The sequence below is a fragment of the Macellibacteroides fermentans genome, assembly GCF_013409575.1.
GTDB lineage: Bacteria > Bacteroidota > Bacteroidia > Bacteroidales > Tannerellaceae > Macellibacteroides > Macellibacteroides fermentans.
In genome coordinates this window covers 361,582-384,411 of sequence record NZ_JACCCY010000001.1, presented here as the reverse complement: position 1 = coordinate 384,411, position 22,830 = coordinate 361,582, and the positions used below count along the sequence as shown (strand labels likewise).

The window sequence follows — 22,830 nt, the reverse complement described above, 5'->3', positions numbered from 1 at the left end:
TTTTTATATAAACATTCTGATAGACTCTAAAAACCAAGAGGCTGAATCCCATTGAGATTCAGCCTCTTTGTTTTTCTGTTTCAACCGTTTGATTGGGTTGGATGCATCATGATCAACCGGATGGAGCTTATTAGCTCAGTCCCTCAACCACACCATTTATAATATCAATATTCTTTGCCTGAGGTTCTTTGGGTAATCCCGGCATACGCATAATATCTCCCATGATTGCTACAATCATTCCGGCTCCGTTATTGATAACAATGTCGCGTACCTTCATTTCGAAGTTTTCGGCTACACCATAAGCTTTGGGATCCGACGAGAACGAATATTGGGTTTTAGCGATACACACAGGAAACTCTGCAGCGCTTGTGCCTTCGATCTGTTTGATTTTCTTTTCGGCCGAGGTGGTGTAAACAACCGATTTAGCTCCGTAGATGGTTCTGCAAACCTTTTCAATCTTGGTGCGGATGGAATCGGAGTCTTTGTAAGTATACAAAAGCGGACCCGATGGTTGCTGCTCGATTGTATCTACCACCAGACGGGCTAAGTCTGTTGCACCTTCGCCACCTTCGGAAAAGGCATTGTTAACGGCAAAGCCAACACCCATCTCTTTGCAATGTGCTGCAAGCAAAGCAATCTCTTCATCCGTATCGGTAGCATATTTATTGAATGCCACCACTACCTCCTGACCGAAGCTCTTCAGGTTCTGGATATGCTTGTCAAGATTGGCAAAACCCTTTTTTAGTCCCTCGATGTTAGCCTCTTTAATCTTGTTTTCCGGAACACCACCGTGCATCTTCAATCCCTGAGCCGTAGCAACAATAACCGTCAGCTTGGGAGATAGTCCCGCTTTGCGGCATTTGATGTTGAAGAACTTCTCTGCTCCTAAGTCGGCGCCGAATCCGGCTTCGGTTATAACATAATCTCCGTAAGTAAGCGCCATCTTTGTTGCAAGCACCGAGTTACATCCATGGGCGATGTTGGCAAACGGACCTCCATGAACAAACGCAGGAGTATTTTCTGTAGTCTGCACAAGGTTCGGCAGAATAGCCTCCTTAAGCAGTACTGTAATGGCTCCGGCAACACCCAGATCGTTCACCGTAAAAGGCTTGTCGTCGTAGGTATATCCCAATAGAATGTCTCCGATACGGCGTTTCAGGTCTTCCAAATCGGTTGCCAGACATAAAATAGCCATAATCTCGGAAGCCGGAGTAATGTCGAATCCGGTCTCGGTTGGAATACCGTTGGCCGAACCTCCCAATCCGGAAACAATGTTACGTAAACTACGATCGTTTACATCAAGCACACGTTTCCATTTTATCTCTTTCAATCCATCGCACGAATGACGGTTCTGGTACAGATAATTATCCAGCAGTGCTGTTATCATGTTGTGCGCCGAAGTGATTGCATGAAAATCTCCTGTAAAATGCAGGTTGATGTTTTCCATGGGCAATACCTGGGCATAACCACCTCCGGCGGCTCCCCCCTTCATACCGAAGCAGGGACCTAAAGACGGTTCGCGCAGTGCAACTACTGCTTTTTTACCGATTTTATTCAATCCCAACGTAAGACCGATCGATACAGTTGTCTTTCCAACACCGGCTTTGGTAGGAGTGATGGCGGTTACCAAAATCAGGTTATGTTTGGCAATCGCTTCATCGTTAATCAGATTAAGTGGAATTTTGGCAATGTATCTGCCATAGTTATGTACCTCTTCGCGGGGAATACCCAACGTTTCTGCTACATCTTTAATCTTGTGTAATGAGACCTCTCTGGCAATTTCGATATCCGACTTCATTAATTCTTATTTTAGACGTTTACTAATTCTGTACTACTAAAAAATAACAATAGAATCAAACATAAGGTTTAAAAAGGTATCGATTGCCATGAACCGGCAATCAGTTCGCAGGTAGATTTATAACCTGCCTGCTTTAACATGTCAAATGCCTCTTGCCGCCCGTCGTTTACCAGATCGGGTGTGTGACAATCGGAATTTACCATTACGGGAATTTGCAACTCCCTCATCCGCGAAAGATATTCTTGTCTGGGGAACGTCTGCTGTTTCTTAAGCAGGTTCTTTGTATTGATCTCCACAATCAATCCTTTACCGGCAATAACCTCCAGGTATTCGTTTACCATGTTTCTGTACCAGGGGGCGGTAAACGAAAAGTCTTTGCACCGCTGACCGTTCATATAGATTTTGTCCAGGTGGCCAACAATATCAATCCCGCCGAGTTCCACCATCCGAATGGACGATTCGTAGTAACGTTTCACCATATTCCGGATGTCGCCTTCAAAATAGGTATCCACCGCCTGCTTGAATTCCGAGAAAGGGCCGTCTATGCAAACCATGTTAGCTTCGCACAGCTCTGTGGCAATCGGCAGGAAATGTACAGATCCGATGCGGTAATCCAACGGCAGATTCAGGAAATAGGGGATAGAGGGGTTGTAGGTTGTATCCAGGTAATCAATCTCCATCCCGGTATAAATTTCGAGATGTCCCTGGTATTTATCTTTTAACCGGCTAATCTCTACGAGGTATTCAGGCATATCAAAAGCCGACATGTTCCAGAAGGTTTCGAAAGGCAGCGGTCCGTGCGAAGAGATTCCGTAAGCCCTGAACGACTTGGCAAGGGCAAACTTTACAAATTCTTCGGGCATGCTTCGTCCGTCACAAAAGGAGCAATGACTATGATAGTTACTGAGGTGCATAGAAGATTGTGTTTTATCAGGTATATAAAAAATTAACAAGGGGAAACAGTGGTTCCCCCTTGTCAATTGAATGGAATGTTATTATTTAATAACGTTCAGCTCTTTTCCTACCTTTATAAAGGCTGCAATAGCCTTATCCAGGTGTGCTTTGGTGTGGCAAGCCGACAATTGTACACGGATACGGGCCTGGTCTTTAGGAACTACAGGGTAGTAGAATCCGGTAACGTAGATACCCTCTTCCAGCATACGTGCAGCATATTCCTGCGATAATTTGGCATCATACAGCATCACTGCACAGATAGCCGATTGCGTAGGTTTGATATCAAATCCGGCAGCAACCATTTTTTCGCGGAAATAGGTTACATTCTCAACAAGTTGTGTGTGCAGCTCGTTGCTTTCGTCCAACATCTTGAATACTTCAAGTCCGGCTCCAACCACTGCGGGAGGAATGGAGTTGGAGAAAAGATACGGACGCGAGCGTTGACGCAGGATTTCGATAATCTCTTTCTTACCGGTTGTGAAACCTCCGATAGCGCCGCCAAATGCTTTACCAAGTGTACCTGTGTGAATGTCGATACGGCCGTATACATTGTATTTTTCGGCTACACCGCGACCGGTTTCACCTACCACTCCGGCAGAGTGACATTCGTCTACCATTACAAGCGCATCGTACTTATCGGCCAGGTCGCAGATTTTATCCATCGGAGCCACGTTGCCATCCATAGAGAAAACACCATCCGTTACAATAATACGGTGACGTTGACCCTGGGCTTCGATCAGCACTCTTTCAAGATCTGCCATGTCTGCATTGGCATAACGATACCGTTTAGCCTTGCAAAGACGAACCCCGTCAATAATAGAAGCGTGGTTCAGTGAATCAGAAATGATAGCATCTTCTTCTCCGAACAATGGCTCGAAAACACCTCCGTTGGCATCGAAACAAGCCGCATAAAGGATGGTGTCTTCTGTTTGGAAATACTTGGATACCGCAGCTTCCAGCTGTTTGTGGATATCCTGTGTTCCGCAAATGAAACGTACAGACGACATACCGAACCCGTGTGAGTCCATAGCATCTTTAGCCGCCTGAATAAGTCGTGGGTTGTCTGATAGACCAAGGTAGTTGTTGGCGCAAAAGTTAATAACCTCTTCACCGGCATTCACTTTAATGTCGGCTTTCTGAGACGTTGTGATAATTCTCTCGTTCTTGTACAATCCGGCAGCTTTAATTTCTGCCAGCTCATTTGCCAAGAAATCTTTCATTTTTCCGTACATGATTTTGTGTTTTGTTAGTTAAAACAATTCGTCTTTATCAACAATGTGTTTTAGGAGTGACAAAGTTCATAATAATTTCTCAATATAGGGTAAAAAATTATCCAAAAATTATCCAGACTATTTTATTCTACATACATTTGCACCGGAAAAACTAAAAGCACATCTAAACGGAATGAAAAATGTATTAATTATTGGTTCTACCGGTCAGATCGGTTCGGAATTGACAATGGAACTAAGAAAACGTTACAACGGTAACATCGTAGCAGGCTATATTCCGGGTCAGGAACCGAAAGGCGACTTACTCGAATCAGGTCCTTCTGCTATTGTGGATATTACGAACGAACAACAAATCGCCGAAACAGTATCAAAGTACGAGATCGATACGATTTATAACCTGGCGGCTCTCTTGTCGGCTGTAGCGGAAGCAAAACCCCAGCTGGCATGGAAGATCGGAATGGGAGGTCTTTTTAATGTTCTTGAAGTGGCGAGAGAAATGAATTGTGCGGTATTCACCCCCAGTTCGATCGGTGTATTCGGGAACAACACGCCTAAAGACAAAACGCCTCAGGACACTATCCGTAATCCACGCACCATGTATGGAGTTACGAAGGTGTCTGGCGAATTGCTCAGCGATTATTATTTTATCCGCTTCGGAGTAGATACACGTTCGGTTCGCTTTCCGGGTCTGATATCCAATGTAACACCTCCGGGTGGTGGTACAACCGACTATGCTGTAGACATTTATTATGAAGCAGTGAAGACTGGTCATTTTGTTTGTCCCATTGCTGCCGGTACGTATATGGATATGATGTATATGCCGGATGGTTTACGCGCTGCGATTGATATCATGGAGGCCGATCCTTCGCGTCTTGTACACCGTAATTCGTTCAACATTGCTGCGATGAGTTTCGAACCTGAAATAATTGCAGCAAGCATCCGCAAATATATTCCTGAATTTACGATGGAATATAAGGTTGATCCGTTGCGTCAGAGCATTGCCGAATCATGGCCAAATTCGCTGGACGATACCTGTGCCCGCAACGAGTGGGATTGGGCGCCTACTTACGACCTGGATATGATGACGCAAGATATGCTTCGCGTTTTGAAAGCAAAGTTCAATAAGTAACTTTTTGAATGAAAAATGGAAAGAGGGAAAGCCGTAAAAAGGTTTTCCCTCTTTTAGATTTTATTATTTGCCTGATTCATCAAAGATAATACTTCCTGTTTTGTTATTGACAATTCATCCTTTTTAGTCAAAAGTAATATATCCTGCTCTGTCAAAGACAATGTTTTCTGTTGTAATTTCTGGGTGTTGGATTAATGTAATTATGTATCAATGTACATCAAAGGGAGCTGACTGAATAATATTTGTATAAGCATCGTGAAGATTCTTTTTGTCTCATAATTTATATAAGGCTATTAATTCTTTCCTTGTTATAAAGTATTCAGATCAATACGGAGAACTATTTCCGAAACAACGAACAAGTATTCGTTTGCCATATGTCAAACGCAAAGTAGCCATATGTGTAACTTGCGTTTGACATATGTTGAATGCAAGGTGTCCATATGTTAAACGAATAAGTTGTCGTTATGAAAAAATTAGTTGTTCGTATAGAAAATATTAAAAGTCTGCTGGGTACAGGTTTGCAGATGGAACCTTTAATTGTTATGAAATGATGGAACGGATGGCATCTTCCAGTTTGGGGTAACGGAACTTAAAACCACCGTGAAACAGTACATCCGACACAACCTGTTGCCCCGAAGTGACCATTGTATGCCCTTCGCCCAACATGATTTTAAATACAAATGCTGGAATGCGGAACCAGCATGGCCGGTGCATTACTTTGGCAGCTGTTTTGCTAAACTGTTCGTTATTGGTTAGCTGGGGTGAAACAAAATTAACCACACCGGTTACCTGTTTATGATCGATAAGCCACTGCATGGCTTTTACAAGATCGTCTATATGAATCCAGGGAAGTCCCTGACGGCCGTTGCCTATGATACTTCCAACAAAAAAACGGAAAGGAGCAAGCATCAAAGGTGCAGCGCCACCCTCTTTGCCAAGCACCACCCCGAATCGGGTGATAACCAGACGAATCCCGGGCTTCAGCATCCTCGCTTCCTGTTCCCACGATTCGCATACGTGGGTCAGAAACCCTGTTCCACGCATCGGGCTGGACTCCCCATGTACTCCGCTATCCGGATAAATTCCTACAGCCGAAACAGAGATACATAAAGAGGGCGGGGCAGCCATTTGGTTCAATGCGGTAACCAGCCGTCGGGTAGTGAGTACACGGCTATCCATAATCTCCTGTTTGTATTTGGATGTCCATCGTTTGCTGATGGATGCACCTGCCAGATTAATCACTATATCGGTCCCCTCCAACGTGCTGATCAGCCCCTCCGGTGAGGCAAGAATGCTTCGAGACAAAGCAACCGGCGTATGATTATCCCGTTGAAAAAAGTCGCACAGCTTTTTTCCAATAAATCCCGAAGCGCCGGTTATAGCTATTTTCATACCCTATGCTTTTATAGAAATGAATATCAACCTATTTACACTAATACAATGGAACAGATGCAATTGTTTTGCAATTATTCATTTATTTATGTCTGCACACATCGACTCCCTTTTTACAATGAAGCCAGTTTACGGAGGTCTTCTGTTTTCCCGAAAACCAGCAATAGATCATTGGCTTGAATCAGTATGTCGTTAGTGATGTGATTAATTACTTCATAACGCTTCTGCGTCATCCCCAACAGATTTTTACCCTCTATAAGTCTTTCAATGGCAACCAGCCGGATGTTGAAGTTCTCTTCGAGGTTGATGGTTTCTACCGATTGATCTATCAGGACTTCCGGTGTTTTCATCTTATACAAATGGTGCGTATCCGTAATTCTGTCCCATTGCAGGGCGCGGTCGCCCAGAATGGTTTGTGCAACATACATGGCGGCAAAGTCGCGTTCGGGAGTCATAATCTCCTTTACACCAATTGAGCGAAGCACCGTTTCGTGAATGGAAGAGATGGTTCGCACAATCATACGTGCGGCTCCAAGGCTTTTAAGAAGTGCCACAGTCTGTACGGAAATACCGAAATCTTTACCGTAAGTGATAAATATTGCATCCACCTCTTTGATGGGAAGGGCATTGATCGCTTCCTGATCGGTCGAATCCAGACAGATAGCACCCGCTATGTTGCTTTTTATGGCTTCCACCTGACGCATATTAATGTCGACCCCTATAACTTCGTTGCCAATCTTAGTCTGATAGTTGGCTATTTCGCGCCCCAGACTACCTAATCCAATTACGATGTATTTCATGATGTTCCGATATTACATTAATATATGTTCTTTAGGATAGGTATAAACCTGCTCCTTATATTCTTTCATTAAACTTGAAAAGAAGGTGAGTACCCCAATACGACCGATAAACATGGAGATAGCCACTATCACCTTGCCTGTTTCACTCAGCGAGGGGGTGAGGTTGATGCTAAGTCCCGCTGTACTGAGGGCGGAAATGAGCTCGAAAACGATGCTAAACAGAGGAATATCCTTTTCTGTCCACGATAATAAAATGGTGGAAAATGCAAGCCAGGTAAGATAAACAATGATAACGGCCAACGAGCGGCGGATGGTATAGGTTGTGATACGGCGTCCGCGTACTTCCAGATCCCTTTTGTTGCGCATTACATTGAACGTAGCAGCCATTGCCACAAACATAGCGGTTACTTTAATACCGCCACCGGTAGACATGGGGCCTGCTCCGATAAACATAAGAATCATCATGATCACCATTGTCGTGTGAGTCAGCATGGGGATATTGGTAGGATTAAATCCCGCAGTACGGGGAGTTACCCCGCCCAGCAATGCCGTGGCTAGCTTTCCCTCGGTGGGCAAACCTGCAAGGGTGTTGTTGTATTCGAAAAAGAGATAGGACAGGGAACCCACAAGAATCAATACGATAGTAGATGTTATCACGATGTACGAATGTGCATTGATGATATGCGGGGTATGGATGTAATGTTTCTGTTTACCGATAACGATATTGAAACTGTTTATAACCACGTGCCTGAGCAGCTTCAGGTAATTAAAAAGAATGGGAAAACCCAGCCCTCCGAAAATAACCAGTCCCGAAATGATTACCCGCAGCGAATAGTTGGTTTGTACCAGCGGATCGTTCAGGTTACCCGATAAGGTGGATATGCCGGCGTTGCAAAATCCCGAAACGGAATGGAAAACTGCGTAGAACAACTCTTCTGAGGTCCCTCCCGGTAAAGTGCCTGATACACTTTGGAAGATAAGATAGGCACCGATGGCTTCAATAAACAGAGTAACGAACAGGATGTTGATTACCACCTTGAAGAGTCCGCCCAATCGCTCTTCGCTTAGCATGTCTTTAAGGATAAGCTGACTGTTTATGGAGGTCTCACCCATGAATGAGAGGGCAAAGAAGCTCGTGAAAGTCATCACCCCGATGCCGCCCACCTGTATCAGAAGCAGGATGATGATATGTCCGGCAGCTGTAAATTGGGTGGCAACATCCACGGTTGTTAGTCCGGTTACACAAACCGCTGAAGTAGCTGTAAAAAGAGCATCTACAAAATGTATACCGTGGATGGAGGCATTGGGTAGCATCAGCAACCCGGTGCCGGTCAGAATCACAAAGGCGAAGCTGAAGATAAATAACAGCGACGGCCTTATGCGGTGCTGAATTACCGTGAATACCTGCCGCGAACTATGTATGATGGTGAGTACAGCCAGCAGGCCATAGGTAAACCAGCGGTTGGAAAAGAAATCGAGGTACGGCAGCGAGTCGGCCATTACTTTAGTAAAGAATATCTTGCTGAATATTGAACCGATCAGCAAAAAATAGATGGTCAGATCGGTAAAAAGCATTCTCTCGCGGATAATCTTGTCAAATTGAACAATGTACCGCAGACTGATACCTACAAAGAAAAGTAACAGCAAATGGTTGTGATATTCCGACAGACGGAGCGTGGTTTGCGGCGACAGGGAATACCCGAACTGATATAGTAAAATGAACAACGATCCCAGTGAGGCCAATGAGATACTTATCTCGGCTACGATGTTAAACACGTTCCGCAACCTCGATGCATGCATTTTATATAAGAATAGATAGCGTCGTATATCCATTGTGTATATCGAATAGGTATTGAACAAATATACAAATTTTTGCGAATAGATGATAAATATAGTAAGAATATTGATATTGTTTATGTTACAGTATGCTCTGGAGTCTTATTGTATAAAGTAAGATTATAAAAACTCAGATAATTAGGGTATTATGAGCATATTTATTTTGAAGAATGATTTGTTTATGAAAAAAAACAATATATTTGCAGCATCTTTAATTTAATTGTTCAACATACTAAATGAAATTACCAGCATGTTATATCCCCATGTTTCTGTAGACTGTGTGTTATTGGGCGTAAATGAAGAGAAGCTTTGCGTGCTTCTGGTGGAGCGTGCTGATTCTCCGGGCGACCAGATCGACTACAAATTACCCGGAAGCCTGATTTACGAAAACGAAGACCTGGACGATGCTGCTTACCGGGTGCTGAAGGAGAGCACAGGTATAAGTAAAGTACAGCTTAAACAGTTCCGTTGCTTTGGTTCTCCGTCGCGTACCCAGAATAAAGAAGATGTGCTTTGGCTCGAGAATGCTTCCAAACTGAAGATCGGCCGTATCGTAACCGTTGCGTACCTGGCACTGTGTAAAATAAGCAAGCGAAAGAATCTTTCTCCTAAATATAAGTCGGCTCAATGGGTGCCGGTAAACGAGCTCCCTAAATTGCCGTTCGATCATAATGAAATTGTTGCGGCTGCCACCAGCGAGATTCGTCAGTGGATCGAAATCGAGCCTTCTATTGTGTTTGAATACCTTCCTTCCCGCTTTACTTTGTATGAGCTGCGCCGTACCTACGAGACTATATTCGGAAAGGCTTTTGATATCCGTAATTTTCATAAGAAGATTGCATCATTGGCCTATGTTGTGCCCACCAACGAGATGCAGGAGGGAGTTGCCCACAGGGCAGCGAGGTATTACCGTTTCGACAGAGCCATCTATAAGAAGCGTTCGATTGTGAATAAGAAGTAAATTAACAGTAAATCTGAATCATATGTATTTATTGGGTTGTGATATTGGAAGCTCTTCTGTGAAGGCTTCGGTGGTGGAAGTTGAAAGTGGAAAAACCGTGGGATCCGACTTTTTCCCAAAAGAGGAAGCTCCCATTCTGGCTGTTAAGCCGGGTTGGGCGGAGCAGGATCCTGAATCGTGGTGGGGTTATCTGAAAGATGCAATCAAAGGGGCGATAGCCGCTGCACGCATTGATGGAAAAGAGATTCGTGCCATCGGTATTTCGTATCAGATGCATGGACTTGTGGTGGTTGATAGCGACAAAAAGGTATTACGTCCTTCAATTATCTGGTGCGACAGCAGGGCGGTACCCTACGGAAACCGTGCCTTCACAACGATTGGAGAAGAGCAGTGCTTGTCTCATCTGCTTAATTCGCCCGGAAACTTTACGGCCTCTAAACTGGCCTGGATTAAAGAATATGAGCCGCGCTTGTTTGAGCGTATCCACAAGATAATGTTGCCCGGAGATTATGTGGCGATGCGGATGACGGGCGATATTGTGACTACCGTTTCCGGATTAAGCGAAGGAATTTTCTGGGATTTCAAGAACCAGTGCGTATCGAAGGATGTGATGAATTACTTTGGCTTCGACAATGATCTGATTGCAGATATCAGGCCTACGTTTGCCAATCAGGGTGAACTTACGGAGTCGGTTGCCAGCGAACTGGGAATGAAAAAAGGAACACCCATTACCTACAGGGCCGGCGATCAGCCCAATAATGCCTTGTCGCTTAATGTATTAAATCCGGGCGAAATTGCCGCTACTGGTGGTACTTCGGGGGTTGTGTACGGGGTGAACGGCGCTATAAATTACGATCCGCTTTCGCGTGTAAATACCTTTGCCCACGTTAATTATACTCCGGAAGAACCTCGTTTGGGCGTATTGTTGTGTATCAACGGGGTAGGTATCCTCAATTCGTGGATAAAACGGAATGTAGCTCCTGCGGGAATGGATTACGAGGCATTGAATGACTTGGCGGCCACGGTGCCTGTGGGTTCCGAAGGTTTGTCAATTCTGCCGTTTGGTAACGGAGCTGAACGTATGCTGCAGAATAGATCTTCGTCTTGCTCGGTTCACGGTCTTAATTTCAACATACATGGTAAGGCACATCTGGCCCGTGCCGCTCAGGAAGGTATCGTATTCTCCTTCAAGTACGGCATGGATATCATGAATGAAATGGGTATCAATATAGATGTAATCAGGGCAGGTCACGCAAACATGTTCCTTAGTCCGGTATTCAGGGAGGCTTTGGCTGGTGTAACCGGTGCCGTGATTGAGTTGTACGACACCAATGGCGCTGTAGGTGCAGCCAAGGGTGCAGGTATAGGTGCCGGCATTTACAAATCGCCTGCCGAAGCGTTTGCCTCATTGCAGAAAATAAACCGGATTGAACCCGACGGACTTAAAGCCGACAGTTATTGCAGTGCTTATGAGATCTGGAGGGAACGATTGATTAAAAATAGCTGATTTTAAAGTGTATATTAATTCTTAATACTGACAATTATGAGTTTTTTTAAAGGAGAAAAAGAATTCTTTCCTGGTATTGGAAAGATTCGTTTTGAGGGATTGGATACTGTAAATCCGTTGGCATTCCGCTATTATGACGAAAACCGTGTGGTAATGGGTAAAACTATGAAGGATCACCTGCGTTTTGCTATGGCTTACTGGCATACTTTGTGTGCCGAAGGTGGCGATCAGTTTGGCGGAGGTACAATTGATTTTCCATGGAATAACGTAGCGGATGCGATTTCGCGCGCCAAATATAAAATGGATGCTGCTTTCGAATTTATGACCAAGTGCGGTATTCCTTACTATTGCTTCCACGATGTGGATGTTGTTGAAGAGGCTCCAACTATGCTTGAGTTTGAAAATCGTCTGCACACCATGGTGGAGCATGCCAAAGGCTTACAGGCTGCAACAGGCAAGAAATTGCTTTGGGGTACAACCAACGTGTTCAGCAACCGTCGTTATATGAACGGTGCGGCAACCAACCCATATTTCCCTGCTGTGGCGTTTGCCGGTACTCAGATTAAAAATGCAATTGATGCAACCATCGCTTTAGGTGGCGAAAACTATGTATTCTGGGGTGGCCGCGAAGGCTATATGAGTCTGCTTAACACCAACATGAAACGCGAAAAGGATCACCTGGCTATGATGCTAACGATGGCCCGCGATTATGGAAGAAAGAACGGATTCAAAGGTACATTCCTTATCGAACCGAAACCGATGGAGCCTACCAAGCATCAATATGATGTGGATGCCGAAACAGTAATCGGGTTCTTGCGCCATTATGGTTTGGATAAGGATTTTGCACTTAATATTGAAGTGAACCACGCAACCCTGGCTGGTCATACTTTCGAGCACGAATTGCAAGCTGCAGTAGATGCCGGTATGTTAGGTAGTATCGATGCTAACCGCGGCGATTATCAGAACGGTTGGGATACAGATCAGTTCCCCATCGATTCATACGAACTTACTCAGGCTCTGCTTGTAATTCTTGAGGCAGGCGGTTTCAAGACCGGGGGTACTAATTTTGATGCTAAGACCAGAAGAAATTCGACGGATCTGGAGGATATCTTTATCGCACATGTTTCCGGTATGGATATGTTTGCCCGCGCATTGCTTTCGGCAGCCAATATCCTGGAGAAGACCGATTACCTGAAGATGAGAGCCGAGCGTTACGCTTCGTTTGATTCGGGCGAAGGAAAGGCTTTCGAAGATGGCAAACTTAGCCTGGAAGATCTTCGTACAATTGCTTTGGCTCACGGTGAACCCAAACAGTTCAGCGGAAAGCAGGAATTGTATGAGATGATTGTAAGCCGTAATATCTAATAATGAATAAGAACCGGAGCCGGAGGGGGATCACACCCTTCGGCTCTTGTTATTTAATCTAATATATTCATGAGAAACAAAAACTATATTTTTGGTATTACTCTGGTAGCTACATTGGGCGGGTTGCTGTTTGGATACGATACGGCAGTGATTTCCGGAACAGTGGAGTCGTTACGAAAATTCTTTATCGAGCCTTATAACTTACCTCTTGATCAGGCAAATGCGTTGGAAGGTTTCGTGGTGAGCAGTGCGTTGATTGGTTGTATTCTGGGTGCTTCGTTTGCCGGTTTACTTAGTCAGCGGTACGGCCGGAAGCCCACACTTATATTGGCTGCTGTTTTATTCTTGCTGTCGGCTATCGGTTCTTCCTGGCCCGAATTATTCTTTGGAATGCCTGGCTCCGGCGATCACAGCTTCATGTATAATTTTGTAGCTTATCGTATTTTGGGTGGAGTAGGCGTAGGACTTGCATCCATGGTTTCCCCCATGTATATTGCTGAGGTGGCTCCTGCCGACAGGCGTGGAAACTTGGTATCGTGGAACCAGTTTGCCATTATCTTCGGTATGCTGGTGGTTTATTTTGTAAATTATTGGATTGCTTTGCAAGGGGATGCCCAGTGGCTGCATTCGATTGGATGGAGATGGATGTTTGCTTCCGAAGTGATTCCTGCTATACTGTTCCTGATTTTCTTATTCCTTGTGCCCGAAACACCGCGTTATCTTGTAATGAGGGGGAAGACCAGTGCTGCCAGCGCTATTTTACATAAATTGCTGGATAGACAAGAGGCCGAAAAGGAATTGGCAGATATTCAGGAAAGCTTCAAGGAAAAGGCGCCTTCACTTCGGCCATATTTCAAATTTATGGGGGCCTGGTTGCTTACGTTCGTAATTTTATTTGCGGCATTGGAATTGTTAGGTAATACCAATGCTCTTGAGCTGGCATTGATATTCAGCTTTGTGATTTCACTTATTTTCCCGATTCGTTCGTTTGGTGTGGTTATTATTATGGTAGGTATCTTGCTGTCGGCTTTCCAGCAGTTTGTTGGAATAAACGTTGTGCTTTACTATGCACCGGAAATCTTTAAGACTATGGGTGCAAATACAGATGTGGCTCTTTTACAGCAAATCATCGTGGGAGCCATCAACTTGTCGTTCACTGTGCTGGCAATCTTTACTGTAGATAGATTTGGTCGTCGCCCGCTAATGATTATCGGTGCCTTGGTGATGTCTGTCGCTATGCTTTTGCTGGGTACCACTTTTTATACAAATTCTGTGGGGATGGGTTCGCTTATTTGTATGTTGGTGTACACGGCAGGCTTTGCCATGTCGTGGGGACCTGTATGTTGGGTTTTGTTGGCCGAAATATTTCCCAATTCAATCCGTTCTACAGTTATGAGTATTGCAGTAGCCGGACAATGGGTTGCCAACTTTCTGGTATCGTGGACTTTCCCTATGTTGGATAAAAATCAGTATCTGACAGATAATTTCAATCACGGTGTGTCTTATTGGATATATGGAGTGATGGGGCTGTTGGCCGCATTCTTTATCTGGAAGATGGTTCCGGAAACGAAAGGGAAAACCCTGGAGGAGATGGAGAAATACTGGAAGCGATAATAGTTTAAGGAAGAGGATGACTTTGATGGGTTATCCTCTTTTTTTTTGGAAATTAATCAGTAATTTTGTAGTCATAATTAAAGCGTGAGGATGTAATATGATTCTTCTTAAACGAATTCTTATCTGGCTTAGAAACCTGTTTATTTTTCTTTTTGTTTTTAGCTTGCTTTGGGTGGTGGCAGGAAAAGTGGTTCCTGTATATTACACTCCACTTATGTTTATACGTTTGTATGAACAGTTTCAGGATGGCAAACCGCTTAAATTGAAGCATACATGGGTGCCCATGTCTAAGATTGCCCAACCGATGGTTCAGGCTGTAATTTCGTCCGAGGATAATCTTTTTATGGAACACAGGGGCTTTGATATCGAACAGATCAAGAAGGCCAAAAATGAGGCCGATCGGGGTAAGCGTGTTCGTGGAGCCAGCACCATTAGTCAGCAGACAGCTAAAAATGTTTTTCTATGGCCCGGGAAAAGCTATATTCGTAAGGGTATTGAAGCTTACTTTACAGTGCTGATAGAGTGGGTATGGGGTAAAGAGAGAATTATGGAGGTGTATCTCAATTCCATCGAAATGGGAGAGGGGATTTACGGTGTGGAGGCTGTGGCCCGGGAACACTTTAATAAACCGGCCTACAAACTTACCAAAAGACAGGCTGCCCTTATCGCGGCTACATTACCTAACCCCCGTAAATTCAACTCGGCCAAGCCTTCTCCTTATATGATTAAGCGCCAGGCTAAGATTCTTTCACTCATGGGTAAACTTATGAAGGTGGAGATGGGTTACAATGAGGGGAATTCGGATCAGGATTCCGGTGAAATTAAAAAAAGAAAAAAATGGAGAGCTTTAGTTACTACGACCTTGGCAGAATAGAATACGGAGAGGCGCTTGATCTGCAGACAAATAGTTTTCAATCGCTGATTGATGCGAAAAGAAAGGGACTTGAAGAGAAGAACTGTCTGTATTTCTGTGAGCATAATCCGGTGCTGACTTTAGGAAAAAGCGGAAAGGAGACCAATTTACTGGTACCCGAACTGTTGTTGAAGGAGAAAGGGGTTTCCTTGTTTCATATCGACCGTGGGGGGGATATTACCTATCATGGTCCGGGACAAATAACCGGTTATCCGGTTTTCGACCTGGATGGGTTTGGAATGGGACTGAAAGCCTATATCCATACACTGGAAGATATAGTGATTGAATTTCTATTGCTTTACGGGGTTAAAGCTGAACGGCTGGACGGAGCTACCGGTGTGTGGCTGGACAGTAAAGTTCCGGGTGCTGCCCGTAAGATTTGTGCTATCGGGGTGAAAAGCAGCCATTTTGTTACAATGCACGGATTTGCCTTAAATATAAATACGGATCTTACTTACTATTCGCTGATCAATCCCTGTGGGTTTGTAGACAAAGGGGTAACCTCTCTTGCCAAAGAGTTGGGGGCCGAACAAGATTTTGAGCTGGCTAAAAGCCGGTTGCATACCCTTTTCCAACAGGCTTTCAGATGACTGGTTTTGAGATTCACTTTGCTCCTTTGCAGGGCTATACAGATTGTGTGTACCGGAAGGTTCATGCAGCTATATTTGGTGGCGTGGATACTTATTACACTCCTTTTCTGAGAGTGGAAAATGGGTGTGTCCGTTCCAAAGATTTACGCGATATCGTGCATTCGGATAATTCTCCACATAATGTGATACCTCAACTAATTGCTGCTAATCCGGATGAATTGTCTTATTTGACAGATCTGGTGGTAAAGGAGGGATACAACAGGGTGGATATCAATATGGGATGCCCTTTCCCCAAACAAACCCGACTGAAACGTGGTGCCCGGTTGTTGGCTTTTCCTGAGGATGCTGCTAAATTACTGGCTTGTATAAAGGACTATCCGTCGGTTTCCTTTTCTGTAAAGTTACGCCATGGCTGGGATGATTGTTCTCAATTTGAAGAAACTCTTGCTGTACTGAATGAATTGCCTCTTACACATGTAACGTTGCATCCGCGCTTGGGAATACAGCAGTATAAAGGGCAGGCCGATAAGGATGTATTTGCCCGTTTTTACAGTTTATGCCGTACCCCTCTTTATTATAACGGCGATATAGGCTCGGTTGCAGAAATTAATGAGCTGAAAGAGTGCTTTCCCAATTTAGCCGGCGTGATGTTAGGTAGAGGGTTGTTGGCATATCCCTGGCTGGCATCGGAATGGAAACAGGGTGAAACCTTGCCTGTTAACGAACGACGTACAAAGCTGATTGGCTTTCATGAACGGTTGCTGGATGCATACACCTCTCGCCTGGAAGGTGGCGAACATCAGTTGTTGTCCAAGATGCAGACTCTTTGGGATTATCTGTTGCCGGATGCCGAGAAAAAATTGAGAAAGAAAATTCTTAAAAGTACCACATTGCAGCAGTACCTGCAAGCAGTGTCAGCTTTGTTCGCGACCTATTAACTTTGTGTTTTCTTCTTATAATAGTCGAAACGGAATAACACATCGTTTACATAATTATAGGTTTCCGAGCCACGGAGGTACCCGTGTTTGCACACGGAGTCGTTGTAATAGAACGGATCGCTTTTCTTTCGGATAAACTCATCTACATTTCCTTCCCATTTATTGGGATCCTTTCCATATTTTATGGCCAATCGCTGGGCGTCATACACATGACCTATACCGGCGTTGTAAGCGGCAAGGGTGAATTTTATCTTTTCTTTCTCGTCTGTTATTTCTGAAAATCCCTGGCGGAACCTACGGAAACACTCGATTCCGGTTTTAATACCGATTTCCGGATCTTTAAGCTCGTGTGATGCAACACCTAGTCCCCGGGCTGTATTTGGCATAATTCCCATCAAACCTTCGGCCCCGGCCCATGAAACAGAATGGGGATTGAAATGCGATTCCTGATAAGATATGGATGCCACCAACCTCCAATCTAAATCTACCTTTTTCGCGTATTTCTTAAAAAGAGGGTCGTAAGCAGATATCTGTCCTTTTTTTACTTCCGATAAAGAGACAACATCCGGCATCTTGCTTAGCTCAAAATAACGTTTGGTTATGGCTTTGAAGTTGTAATCCGAAGCTTTGTCGGTAGCCCAAGCGTTAATAGCTTCCGCTAAAAGGGGACTGTTTTTGCTAACTGCCCATGAAGACCTCTGCAAAAAGCTTATCTTCAGACTTATATTTATATTATTGTAATATGTCTTATTTAGTCTGGCTAGTTTATCGTCACTAACGGTGAAGGGAATTTCCCCTTTGGCCACCATTTCGATCAGGTCTTCGGAAGTTACGGTATCTTTCTCAATATCGGCTATGTGGATACCTCCGCCCAGCTCAACATTCAGGTTGGTAAGCCGTTCGTGGTATTTGGTGCCGTGTTTTACATAAACGGTTTTACCAATAAGCTGGGTAACATCCTTAACGAGGGTATCTCCTTTATTGGAACGTTGAACCAACACCTGAGTGGAGAGTTCCTCTCGTCCACAGAATATAACCTCTTGTCTGAGCGTATTGGTTACCGGTAATGGATAGGCAACCACATCGGCTTCACCGTTTAAGAGCATTTCGCTTAATTTGGATATGTTTTGGGCTACTTTGATATTGAGCTTTAATCCTTGAGAATGCGCAAAATCGCGGATTAGATCGTACTCGTAACCCATGGGCTGCATTTTGTACTGAAAGTATGAAGTAGAACTGTATAAAGTAACGGCTGTAAGCTCTCCTTTTACTTTCAATTGAGGTAAATCCACCTGCAGGGATCCTTCCTTGTTATCGTCTTTTTTATTGCTGTAACAAGAGAAACATCCCAACAGGATGGAGCCGATCAGTAAAATCAGCGTTATCTTTTTACGAAACACGGTTTTGTCCGTCATTTCTGTCCTCCATGCAAATCAAGAATGAGATTTCTTTTCCAATAATACAACATTTTCCACGTGATGGGTGTGGGGGAACATATCAACAGGTTGTACCTTTTTTACTTCGTATTTAACGTCAAGAAGTCCGAGGTCCCTTGCCTGCGTAGCAGGATTACAGCTTACGTAGACAATTCGCCGGGGTTCAGCAAAAAGGATTGTATCAATTACGTCGTCATGCATTCCGGCACGGGGCGGGTCGGTGATGATCACATCCGGTTTACCATGCAGGGCAATGAATTCCTGCGTAAGTATATCTTTCATGTCTCCTGCAAAGAACAGCGTGTTCTCAATGTTATTGAGAGCAGCGTTTACCTTGGCATCTTCAATCGCTTCGGGTACATATTCTATTCCTATAACTTTCTTTGCGCGACTTGAAACGAAATTGGCAATGGTTCCGGTGCCGGTATAAAGGTCGTACACCATTTCGTTGCCTGTTAATCCGGCAAAATCACGCGTTATCTTATACAAATTGTAGGCTTGTTCGCTGTTGGTCTGATAGAATGATTTGGGACCTACCTTGAATTTAAGTCCTTCCATCTCTTCAATAATATGATCTTTGCCTTTGAACACTTCTACTTTCTGATCGGTGATTGTGTCGTTGCACTTACTATTAATAATGTATAGTAAGGAGGTTATTTGCGGAAATTGTTCGGCAACATACGTAAGCAATTCATTTATCTTGTCTTGTTCGTCTTTGTAGAAAACAACAATAACCATGATTTCTCCTGTAGACGCTGTACGTACAATCAAGGTGCGCATCAGCCCATCCTGATTACGTAGATCGAAAAAAGGATAACCTTCGTGCGAAAGGCAATAATTACGTATGCTTAGACGAATTTGATTTGATAGTTCGCTCTGCAGCCAACATTGGTTTATGTCGAGTACTTTATCGAACATACCCGGAATATGAAATCCTACGGCATTCATACAGTCAAACGACTTGTCCGAACCGATTTCGGCTTCCGTAAGCCATTTTTTATTCGAAAAAGTGAACTCCAGTTTGTTGCGGTAATAGGTTGTCTTTTCTGATCCTAAAATAGGATAGACCTCACCCAGTGCTATCTTTCCAATACGGGTAAGATTGTCTGTTACCTGTTTATGTTTGTATTTTAACTGTTCTTCGTAGGGCAAATGTTGCCATTTACATCCTCCGCATGTTCCGAAGTGTTCACAAAATGGAGTCGATCTTTTATCGGAATAGGAGTGAAAACGGATGGCTTTACCTTCTGCATAACTGTGTTTCTTGCGAGTAATCTGGATGTCTACAACATCTCCCGGTGCTACAAAAGGAATGAAAACTACGAGGTCGTTTACCTTTGCGATGGCTTTACCTTCTGCGGCTACATCTGTGATGGTTACCTGTTCAAAAATGGGTAACGGTTTCTTATTTCTTGCCAATGTCTTTTATTTTATAATTTTCGCCACGCAAATATACGAATTTACTATATACCAGTTATAGATTGAGGTTGTAAAACACATAAAATTATTTTAGGCTTTTACATATACAGTCATTAATTAAGTTATATTTGCATTATTGCAAACCAGAAGTAGCAAAACAACCTAAAATCAAAAAATAACAATGATTATGAACAAGAAACGCGTTTACACCTTTGGAAACGGAAAAGCCGAAGGACAAGCCAATATGAAAAATCTATTGGGGGGAAAAGGTGCCAACCTTGCCGAAATGAATTTGATCGGAGTTCCGGTTCCTCCAGGTTTTACAATCACCACAGAAGTTTGCTCAGAATACTATGAACTGGGTAGAGATAAAGTAGTCTCCCTTTTACAGGAGGATGTGAAAAATGCGATTGCTAATATTGAGCAATTGATGAATGCTACTTTTGGAGATATTGAAAATCCATTGTTGGTTTCGGTACGTTCCGGAGCAAGAGCTTCCATGCCGGGCATGATGGATACAATCCTTAACCTGGGTTTGAACGACGAAGTCGTGGAAGGATTGATCCGTAAGACTAATAATCCCCGGTTTGCTTGGGACTCTTACCGCAGATTTGTACAAATGTACGGCGATGTGGTGTTGGGGATGAAACCGGTAAATAAAGAGGATATCGATCCTTTTGAGGAGATTATTGAAGAGTTGAAGGAAGAAAGAGGTGTTAAGCTTGATAACGAATTAAGTGTTGACGACCTTAAATTAATGGTATCTAAATTTAAGAAAGCTGTAAAAAATCAAACAGGTCACGATTTCCCAACCTCTGCCTATGATCAGCTGTGGGGTGCCATATGTGCGGTGTTCGACTCATGGATGAACGATCGGGCTATTCTGTATCGTAAAATGGAAGGTATTCCTGCCGAATGGGGTACAGCTGTGAATGTGCAGGCCATGGTATTTGGTAATATGGGTGAAACTTCAGCAACCGGAGTTTGCTTTTCGCGTGATGCCGGTAGTGGAGAAGATTTATTCAATGGTGAATATCTGATTAATGCGCAGGGTGAAGATGTGGTTGCCGGAATTCGTACTCCTCAGCAAATTACGAAGGTGGGTTCGCAACGCTGGGCAGAATTGGCTTGTGTATCGGAAGAAGAGCGTTTGGCAAAATATCCGTCTATGGAAGAGGCTATGCCTTCAATTTATGCCGAATTGGATGCACTGCAGACTAAACTTGAAAACCATTATAAGGATATGCAGGACATGGAGTTTACTGTTCAGGAAGGTAAACTTTGGTTTCTACAGACCCGTAACGGCAAGCGTACCGGTTTTGCCATGGTGAAGATTGCTATGGACTTGTTAAGAGAGGGTATGATTGATGAAAAAACAGCATTACTTCGTGTCGAGCCTAACAAGTTGGATGAATTATTGCATCCTGTGTTTGATAAGAAAGCATTGAAAGTTGCCTCTGTTATTGCTAAAGGATTGCCTGCTTCGCCGGGTGCCGCTACCGGACAGATTGTTTTCTTTGCTGATGATGCCGCCGAATGGCATGCCAAAGGGCATAAGGTTATTATGGTGCGTATTGAAACATCGCCGGAAGACTTGGCCGGTATGGCTGTTGCCCAAGGGATTCTTACAGCCCGCGGCGGTATGACGTCTCATGCGGCGGTAGTTGCCAGAGGAATGGGTAAGTGTTGTGTTTCGGGTGCCGGAGCGCTGAAGATCGACTACAAGAATAAAACCATGCAAGTGGGAGGTCTTGTATTGAAAGAGGGCGATTATATATCCTTGAACGGTTCGAACGGTGAGGTGTACTTAGGCCAAATCCAAACGAAGGAGGCAGAGCTGTCGGATGATTTCCGTGAATTGATGACATTGGCCGATAAGTATACAAAATTAAAGGTTCGCACCAACGCGGATACTCCGTGTGATGCACAGATTGCAAGAAATTTCGGAGCTGTTGGTATAGGGTTATGCAGAACGGAGCACATGTTCTTTGAAGGTGAAAAGATAAAGGCGATGCGTGAAATGATTCTTTCGGAAGATACCGAAGGCAGAGTTAAGGCATTATCCAAGATTCTTCCCTATCAGCAGGCCGACTTTAAAGGAATTTTCAGAGCGATGGATGGTTGTCCGGTTACAGTTCGTTTGTTGGATCCTCCATTGCATGAATTTGTTCCGCATGATCTGAAAGGGCAGGAAGACATGGCTGCTATGATGGGCGTTTCTGTAAAGAAAATCCAGGAAAGGGTTGAATCGCTTTCAGAACAAAACCCGATGTTGGGACATCGTGGCTGCCGCTTGGGAAATACCTATCCCGAAATAACAGAGATGCAGACTTTGGCTATATTAGGTGCTGCTCTCGAATTAAAAGCAGAAGGTATTCATACCTATCCGGAAATAATGGTGCCACTGATTGGTAATGTGGTTGAATTCCAGCAGCAGGAAGCTGTAATCCGGACAACAGCCGAAAAACTATTTGCAGAAAAGGGCGACAGCATAGAGTTTACAGTAGGTACGATGATAGAGGTTCCCCGTGCGGCGCTTACAGCCGACAAAGTAGCTTCTTCCGCTGAGTTCTTCTCTTTTGGTACAAACGATTTAACGCAGATGACCTTTGGTTATTCTCGTGACGATATAGCTTCGTTCCTGCCGGTTTATCTGGATAAGAAAATACTTCAGGTAGATCCATTCCAGGTGCTGGATCAGGAAGGTGTCGGTCAGCTTGTAAGAATGGCAACTGAAAAAGGTCGCTCCATCCGTCCGGATTTAAAGTGCGGAATCTGCGGTGAACATGGCGGTGAGCCTTCGTCTGTAAAGTTCTGTCACAGGGTGGGACTGAATTATGTTTCTTGTTCTCCTTTCCGTGTTCCTATTGCCCGATTGGCAGCGGCTCAGGCAGCGATTGAAGGTTAATCTATAGGATATTTAGTTCTTATCCTCGTAAACTGTTTTAT

17 protein-coding genes are annotated in these 22,830 nt (G+C 44.0%); 9 read left to right on the top strand and 8 right to left on the bottom strand.

Going from position 1 to position 22,830, the window contains the following annotated elements; translation table 11 throughout:
- Nucleotides 1-130: 130 nt before the first annotated feature.
- The 3 genes from F5613_RS01560 to kbl form a co-directional block, all read right to left on the bottom strand.
- Nucleotides 131-1,798, bottom strand: a complete 1,668-nt coding sequence (locus F5613_RS01560) for a formate--tetrahydrofolate ligase (RefSeq protein WP_179398409.1) — start codon at nt 1,796-1,798, stop codon at nt 131-133.
- Between the two features lie 68 nt (nt 1,799-1,866).
- Nucleotides 1,867-2,712: a histidinol-phosphatase gene (locus F5613_RS01555; RefSeq protein WP_179398408.1), complete on the bottom strand. Its 846-nt coding sequence runs from the start codon at nt 2,710-2,712 to the stop codon at nt 1,867-1,869.
- An 81-nt stretch (nt 2,713-2,793) separates the two neighbouring features.
- Entirely contained in the window at nt 2,794-3,984 is a 1,191-nt protein-coding gene (kbl, locus tag F5613_RS01550) for a glycine C-acetyltransferase (RefSeq protein ID WP_179398407.1), read from the bottom strand.
- Nucleotides 3,985-4,156: 172 nt separating this feature from the next.
- Between kbl and F5613_RS01545 the strand changes: the two genes are divergently transcribed.
- Nucleotides 4,157-5,110 (top strand): NAD-dependent epimerase/dehydratase family protein, encoded by a 954-nt coding sequence (locus tag F5613_RS01545; protein ID WP_179398406.1) that lies wholly within the window; start codon nt 4,157-4,159, stop codon nt 5,108-5,110.
- Between the two features lie 540 nt (nt 5,111-5,650).
- On the opposite strand, the gene F5613_RS01540 is transcribed toward F5613_RS01545, so the two are convergent.
- The 3 genes from F5613_RS01540 to F5613_RS01530 form a co-directional block, all read right to left on the bottom strand.
- Nucleotides 5,651-6,502 (bottom strand): TIGR01777 family oxidoreductase, encoded by an 852-nt coding sequence (locus F5613_RS01540; protein ID WP_179398405.1) that lies wholly within the window; start codon nt 6,500-6,502, stop codon nt 5,651-5,653.
- A 113-nt stretch (nt 6,503-6,615) separates the two neighbouring features.
- A complete protein-coding gene (locus F5613_RS01535) occupies nt 6,616-7,302 on the bottom strand; it encodes an NAD-binding protein (protein ID WP_179398404.1) in 687 nt (228 codons plus the stop codon).
- A gap of 12 nt (nt 7,303-7,314) precedes the next feature.
- Nucleotides 7,315-9,135, bottom strand: coding sequence for a TrkH family potassium uptake protein (locus F5613_RS01530; protein ID WP_179398403.1), 1,821 nt, complete (start codon nt 9,133-9,135; stop codon nt 7,315-7,317).
- Between the two features lie 253 nt (nt 9,136-9,388).
- Here F5613_RS01530 and F5613_RS01525 point away from each other — a divergent pair, with 253 nt between their 5' ends.
- From F5613_RS01525 to F5613_RS01495, 7 genes are all read left to right on the top strand, one after another.
- A complete protein-coding gene (locus F5613_RS01525) occupies nt 9,389-10,099 on the top strand; it encodes an NUDIX hydrolase (RefSeq protein ID WP_079683154.1) in 711 nt (236 codons plus the stop codon).
- A gap of 22 nt (nt 10,100-10,121) precedes the next feature.
- Entirely contained in the window at nt 10,122-11,606 is a 1,485-nt protein-coding gene (locus F5613_RS01520) for a xylulokinase (protein WP_179398402.1), read from the top strand.
- A gap of 36 nt (nt 11,607-11,642) precedes the next feature.
- The gene (xylA, locus tag F5613_RS01515) at nt 11,643-12,971 is read left to right on the top strand and encodes a xylose isomerase (protein WP_179398401.1); all 1,329 of its coding nucleotides are present in this window, start codon (nt 11,643-11,645) and stop codon (nt 12,969-12,971) included.
- A 69-nt stretch (nt 12,972-13,040) separates the two neighbouring features.
- Nucleotides 13,041-14,585, top strand: a complete 1,545-nt coding sequence (xylE, locus tag F5613_RS01510) for a D-xylose transporter XylE (protein ID WP_179398400.1) — start codon at nt 13,041-13,043, stop codon at nt 14,583-14,585.
- A 97-nt stretch (nt 14,586-14,682) separates the two neighbouring features.
- Nucleotides 14,683-15,459 (top strand): monofunctional biosynthetic peptidoglycan transglycosylase, encoded by a 777-nt coding sequence (mtgA, locus tag F5613_RS01505; RefSeq protein WP_179398399.1) that lies wholly within the window; start codon nt 14,683-14,685, stop codon nt 15,457-15,459.
- Nucleotides 15,423-16,088 (top strand): lipoyl(octanoyl) transferase LipB, encoded by a 666-nt coding sequence (gene lipB, locus F5613_RS01500; RefSeq protein WP_179398398.1) that lies wholly within the window; start codon nt 15,423-15,425, stop codon nt 16,086-16,088. The genes mtgA and lipB overlap by 37 nt, the downstream gene beginning before the upstream one ends.
- Complete coding sequence (locus F5613_RS01495; RefSeq protein ID WP_179398397.1) at nt 16,085-17,026, top strand: tRNA dihydrouridine synthase; 942 nt, start codon at nt 16,085-16,087, stop codon at nt 17,024-17,026. Before lipB ends, F5613_RS01495 begins: the two co-directional genes overlap by 4 nt.
- On the opposite strand, the gene F5613_RS01490 is transcribed toward F5613_RS01495, so the two are convergent.
- Both F5613_RS01490 and rlmD read right to left on the bottom strand, forming a co-directional pair.
- Nucleotides 17,023-18,441 carry an MltF family protein gene (locus F5613_RS01490; RefSeq protein WP_179398396.1) on the bottom strand — a complete coding sequence of 473 codons (1,419 nt, stop codon included), beginning with the start codon at nt 18,439-18,441 and terminating at the stop codon, nt 17,023-17,025. The genes F5613_RS01495 and F5613_RS01490 overlap by 4 nt on opposite strands.
- A gap of 18 nt (nt 18,442-18,459) precedes the next feature.
- Nucleotides 18,460-19,881, bottom strand: coding sequence for a 23S rRNA (uracil(1939)-C(5))-methyltransferase RlmD (gene rlmD / locus F5613_RS01485; protein WP_079683147.1), 1,422 nt, complete (start codon nt 19,879-19,881; stop codon nt 18,460-18,462).
- A 187-nt stretch (nt 19,882-20,068) separates the two neighbouring features.
- Between rlmD and ppdK the strand changes: the two genes are divergently transcribed.
- Entirely contained in the window at nt 20,069-22,789 is a 2,721-nt protein-coding gene (ppdK, locus tag F5613_RS01480) for a pyruvate, phosphate dikinase (RefSeq protein WP_179398395.1), read from the top strand.
- The last annotated feature ends 41 nt before the right edge of the window (nt 22,790-22,830 follow it).